Source organism: Candidatus Melainabacteria bacterium (genome assembly GCA_016193285.1).
Lineage (GTDB): Bacteria > Cyanobacteriota > Vampirovibrionia > 2-02-FULL-35-15 > 2-02-FULL-35-15 > JACPSL01.
The window spans coordinates 22,505-28,691 of record JACPSL010000035.1 but is presented as its reverse complement, the minus strand read 5'-3'; the positions used below and the strand labels follow the sequence as shown (position 1 = coordinate 28,691).

The 6,187-nt window shown below is 30.3% G+C and carries 3 protein-coding genes; all 3 read right to left on the bottom strand.

The genetic code is table 11. The features are described from left to right. Nucleotides 1–183 precede the first annotated feature (183 nt). From HYY52_07510 to HYY52_07500, 3 genes are read right to left on the bottom strand one after another with little or no spacing between them, the layout of a single operon-like run. Nucleotides 184–4,083, bottom strand: coding sequence for a hypothetical protein (locus HYY52_07510; GenBank protein ID MBI2996529.1), 3,900 nt, complete (start codon nt 4,081–4,083; stop codon nt 184–186). 5 nt (nt 4,084–4,088) lie between these two features. Then, nucleotides 4,089–5,198: a radical SAM family heme chaperone HemW gene (gene hemW / locus HYY52_07505; protein MBI2996528.1), complete on the bottom strand. Its 1,110-nt coding sequence runs from the start codon at nt 5,196–5,198 to the stop codon at nt 4,089–4,091. Next, complete coding sequence (locus HYY52_07500; protein ID MBI2996527.1) at nt 5,180–6,187, bottom strand: YncE family protein; 1,008 nt, start codon at nt 6,185–6,187, stop codon at nt 5,180–5,182. The genes hemW and HYY52_07500 overlap by 19 nt, the downstream gene beginning before the upstream one ends.

Here is a 6,187-nt window from a genome sequence, read left to right as displayed (position 1 = left end):
TTTCTAAAGTTTGAAATTAACAGGCTTAAAAGAGGGATTTCCTTTAACGAGCAGAAACTTCTACCAGTACGTAATGAGATTAGGCTGTCAACCTGGCGTCCTGCCTTCACTTGGGTTTAATTTAAACCGTAAGTCCTAGGATATTAATTTTTTTTAAGGTTGGGGACGTTCCATGGAACACCCCTACTTTGGTACAAACCTATACTCTTTTTGTAATTTCTTTCCTTTAAGCCACTTAAAGCTGCGTCTTGCATGACTAGTAATTCTTTTTTGTTTTTTAATGTCACCTTTTACTTCAAATTTAAAATATTCCGGTGGTGAAAGAGATAAAAATGGAATAAAAAATCTTTTTTTACCTAAGGCCTCTGGAATAATTGATAGAGCACCTTTTGATTTTACTTGTGCAGGTTCTTCCTTTCGCCGGTTCGCCGGTTCGCCGGTTCGTTCTTCAGATTCTGGCAAGTGTCCATAAAATGAAAGATTTATAAATGACTTGTTTAAATCAATAAAACCATATGAGTTTATAAGCAAGTCTTTTGCCCTGTAAATTAATTCTTTAGCTTTTATAATTCCGCTACTTATATCTAAGTCTCCTTTAATTTTATTAAAGCTTCCATCTTGATATTTAAAAAATAGTGAAAATATATTTGTTAAATTAAACCCAAATAATCCTTGTTTAAATAAGTTAGCAAGTTGTATTCCTTTTTGTAAAAGTGCTACCTGTCCAAGCTTTCCATCACTAATTGAAAGTGATACATTCCCTGTTGTATTAGTTATTAATTCCTGCTTGGTTTTTCCTTTACTGTCTATCATAAGAGAAAAATTTGTTGTGCCTGAGATTTTTGTAGAGTCAAGAAAAATAAATGATCCTAAACTTGCAAGCTCAAGATTTGAACCATTGGCATTAAATTTTATAGCTCCGTCTCTTGGATCATATAATCCTGTTGCAAAAATACTTCCTGGATCTTCATCAAGGGATAATTCCTTTAATTCAACTTGTGGGTTTAAATAATCTAGTGCTAGTGATAATGATTTTGCATCTAAGGAGACATATTTTATATTATTAATTATTGTAGTTACTGTTCCTTTATCATTGTCAAGCAGGATGCTAACTGAACCGTCAGTTGATGTTAGTTTTTTACCTAAGAGTTCAGGTATTCTAATGTCTGTAACAGTTGCATTTGTTTTAACATGGTACATGCTTGGAGTGCCAGAAATTAAACCTTCAAGTTCTATCATTCCCCAGATTTTATATCCCATAAGTGGTGTAATTGGTTCTATGATCATAAAAACTCCACATGGTTCATCACTTGCAAAATGAAGCATGAGTTCAGGATTTGAAGATGAGATATTTTTTATGCTTCCATCTGTAGTAAGTGAAAGCTTCTGGGATTTTAAGTTGATCCCATCAAGATATAAGTTCATGTCTTTTGTATCAAATCGAGCATTCCCTGAAATTGTGTAACTTTTATCAATTGGTTTATTAATGTAAGGCTCCAAAGTTAGTCCTAGCATCTCATCTAATATTGAATAAAAATAAACCTTTGCAAGTGATGAATTAAGATCAAAGTTCACAAAAGTTGGAATTAAACCATCTACTTTAATGGTATTTAATGCAGCTGCATTAATTGCTTTTAATCCATCTAAAAGATCAAGATCTAAATTTAATTGCCCTTGGATGTTAAAAGATGGATCTAAATAGTTATAAACAGTTAAATTAGAATTAAAATTATTGCTAGTATTTATAGTTCCCATAAGATCAAATAAGCTTAAATTCTTTTCTCCAACAACAAGTCTGCCAGCCAGATTGTTTAAACCAAAGGGTAAAGATTTGTATTTTATTTCAGCATTCTTAAAATAAACATTTCCAAATATTGTTTCAGATTGTAAAAATATATCAATTGCTGCAATACCTTTAAGCTTTTCAAGTGCTTCTGTTTGAGCACTTAGCGAGGTAGTCTTAAGTCCTTCTTTTAAATAATTCCAAAAGTTACTTATTTCAATATCTTGAGTTACTAATCTAAGCTTAGGTTTTGGAGTAGAAAATAAATTTTCTATATAACCAGCAATTGCAAAATCTGAATTCTGGACTTTTCCAGTTAATTCTTCAATTATTAGTTCTGTCCCTTCAAACTTTAAACTTCCAGTAAGATTAGAAATTTTATCTTGTAGGTTTGGCAAGCTAAATGCTACATTGTTTATTAACAACATTCCATCTAACGCTGGGTGAGAGAAAGTACCGCTAATATTTAAGTTTAAGTTACTTGCTTCACCTGAAGTTGTTTCAGCAATTGGTTTAAAAGGAGTTTTAGCAGTAATAAAAGTTAATATGCTTGTAACAATTTTTAGTTTATCTGCCTGAACTAATAAATTTACTTTTTCATCTTCTTTTAAAGAAAATCCACCCTGGATAGAAAATTTTTCATTATTTAAAAGGCCGCTAAATTTATTTAAGATGAGGTTTTTACCATCAAGCAATAGCTCGCCAAAAATATTTTTAACTTCAATAGGTTCTTCTTTAAGGAGTCTAAGAGCAGCATTTTGGAAACTAAAAATCCCTTTAATTTCTGGAGGCAAGTCTTTTAAAGTAGTAACATCAAGGTTTAAATCTAACTTTCCACTGGTTTCTAATTGACTTAATAATTCTAGCTGGAAACCTGTTTGTAAAAGTAAGTTTTTTATAGGACTTAGACTTAAATTTTTCCCACTTAAATTAAATTTTGTTTTTGAAGTTTCGTTGTTTACTTCACCTTTTAAGATTAGTGGATAGCCTTCTATTGGTATATTTAAATAATCTATTTTTAAAAGCTCATCATCCAGAATTAGTTTTCCATCTAAGCCTTTTATTACATTTAAAAATCCAGATTCTGCTGTTAGATTAAAATCCTCTAAAAGGATAGCTCCATAATATTTTGGTGCGATGAGTGGCCCTTTTAAATTTAAATCTAATGTTACATACCCTTCATCATTAATTGGTTCAATTCTTTGTCTTGTACTTGCTGGTAAAAGTGAGAGAGGTAGGTATGGTTTAATTGTCTTAAAGTTAAATTTATTTGTTTTTAACTCAATACTTCCTTCTGGTAGTGCCTCCCTCCAGTGAGTAATAGTTCCTTTAAGCTTATATGTAAGTTCATCAATATTTGACTTGAAAGAATTTAATTGAATTGTATTTTGATTAATATGTGCTCTAACCAATAAATCAGTTTTAGGGATTTCAATGGTTTGTAAAGTATCCTTGTTTTTAAACTCAATTACAAATTTATTAGTGTTAGTTTTAGTTCTTAGTTTTATTGTTTTTTCATTTTTATTTTTCTTTATTAAAAAAATGCCTGTTATTTCACCCTTAATTTTTTTAATTTCAGGTTCTTTAATTAGTGAAGCAAAATAACCATGAAGATTTTCTATATTTATTTTTCTTGCATTGATAAATAAGTTTACTTCACTTTTCTTCCAATTAAATTTATCTCTTTCTGTGTATCTCCCTTTTATTCTTAAAAATGAAGGACCAGTAAATGAACCAATTCTTGTTGTTAGATCAATTTTTCTAAGTTTTGAAAAAATTGGTTTTTCAAATATTAAGTTTAAGTCCTTATATAAAACCATTTTACTTGTTGGATTTAATTCATCTATTAGATAAATAATGCTGTTGTGTAGTCTTAAATTATCAGCTTTTGGTGGTGGCCCTGGCGGAAACATTTTAATTATGTTCCATTTTTTATCAGTGTCGCGTATTGCATTTAAGTATAGGTTTGAGGAGTCTATGCTATAAAAATGTGAATAATCTTGTGTAATTAAATTTTTAAAGTGCCATACAAATCTTGTCGGACCGCCTTGCAGGACTAGATTGTTTTCCTGATCATAGATGGAAATATTAGAAGTAGATACACCAAGTTTTAAACCATCCCAATCCCAGCTTAAGTCTCCAAGTTTTACAGTGCATGTTAATTGATTTCTTAAATTTTTTTCAACAGCATCTTTTAGCTTGTTAAGATCGCTAAAATAATATAAGAAAATACTAAAAGCAATACAAAGAACTGTAAATGTCCAGACGATAATTCTAACTACAATTTTTATAGACATCATTTGTGTTAGATTAACCTTAAAAGGATTTCATTATTAATAAACATTCCTTTGTCAGTTAGATGGATTTTCTGTCCTGAAAGTTCTATAAAGTTTTCTTTTGATAATTCTTTTAATAAAGCCTTTATTTTAGGGTTTGACCTCTTTAGCAAATTAACTTCAAAGCCTTCTTTAAGTCTGGACATTAACATTATTTTCTCAAAAGTATAATCAATTGGATAATCAAGTATTATTTCTCTGTTTGGATAAGAAATATATGATTCAAGATCTCTAAGGTTTCTTGTACGTAATCCATTTATATATCTGTGTGCATTTGCTCCAAATGAATAATATTCTTTTGCTTGCCAGTAAGTTAAATTATGTTTTGATTCAAATTCAGGTTTTGCGAAGTTACTAATTTCATAATGAATATATCCATTTGGTTTTAAAATTTTACAAAGATCACTGTATAGTTCAAAAGTAAAATCATCTTTTGGAAGAAGATTTGAATTTTTTTCAATAGTCAGGGGGTATGCGGATATATGTTTTGGTTTAAGCTCAAGTGTTTTATAAATAGACTCTGTCCATATTTCTTTTGTCATATGAGGCACAGCATAAATAAGATCAAGATTAAAATTATTTATCCCAGCTTCTTTAACAACATTAATTGCATAAACTATATCTTCAACTAAATGACTTCTCTCCAAAATTTTTAAAATATTTTCATTAAAACTTTGAGCCCCAATACTTATTCTATTTACACCAAGCTTTTTATAACCTTTTACATAATCTTCTCTTGCGGTTTCTGGGTTAAGTTCTAGTGTTATTTCACAATCATTATTTATTACAAAATATTTTTTTAATTCAGTAAATAATTTTTCATAATAATCAGGATGAATTAAAGAAGGTGTACCACCGCCTATGAATATCGTAGAGGCAACCAGCTGGTCGTCTCGCCGGTTCGCCGGTTCGTTCCTATATGCCTCACATTTAGTCCTAACCTCCGTAATTAAAGCCTCAAAATATTTATCAATCAGATTTTCTTTACCAGCCCATGAAGCAAAATCACAATATGGACATTTTGTTTTACAAAATGGGATGTGGATATATATGCTCGTTGCTAGTCCTCCGTTAAACATACTGCGTGTGTTGTAGCACCAACATTTACCTTCCTGATAGAGTGGGCAGGCGTAAAACCTGCCCTTACACCTGCCTTTAATGTTAAGTCAACAATTGAAATTGTATCAGTAGTCTCACTTGTAACAATTAACCATTTATTGTCATTTGTGATCTCAATATCTCCTGGAAATTGAGTTTCAATTGGCAGCTCTATAGTGTCTGTAATTTGGCCTGTCTTAGTTTCAATAATGTTTATTGTGTTTGATTTCCCATTGGTTACATATAGCCACTTGCTGGACGAATCTATAGCTATTGAAGTTGGTGAGATCCCAACTTCAATAGGGGGTTTTACTTTTTTATTTTCAAAATCAACTGTTGAAATAGTGTTCCCAATTCTATTTGTTATGTAAAATACATTATTTATTGGATCTGAAATAATTTTTTCTGGTCCGCCTGCTATCATGATTTGATTTGTTATAGAAAAATTGTTTGGGTTTAAAAATGTAAGAGCATTGCTATTTGGATAAGTTATTGCAATAGCTTTGTCTTCTAAAATAGAAAAACCAGCTGGACTAGAAGGTAATTTGGTTTCTATAAATATTTTATCTTTAAGTGTATTATATACAACAAAGTTGTTTGTCAGGCTTTCTAAGATATAAGCAAGAGAGCCATCTTTAGAAAGTTTGATGTCACATGGACTAGACATGGATTCAAGATCTATAGTCTTGAAGATAGTGTTTCCCATTGGCTTTAATTTATAAATCTTGTCTTTTGAAAAGTCAGTTACAAAAACAAGCTTATTAGCTTTATCATATGAGATCTCCCATGGTGAACCATTTGTCTGAATGTTATAGATCATAGACAAGTCACTTAAGTTTAGATAAATAATTTTTCCTGTGTCTGGGCTTGTAAGATATAAAATCCCTTTTACTTCGCTTAGGATTTCATTACAATATGCTGGTAGCTGAAGAAAAAATATTAATGACAAAACTAGTAAAATATTTTTCAT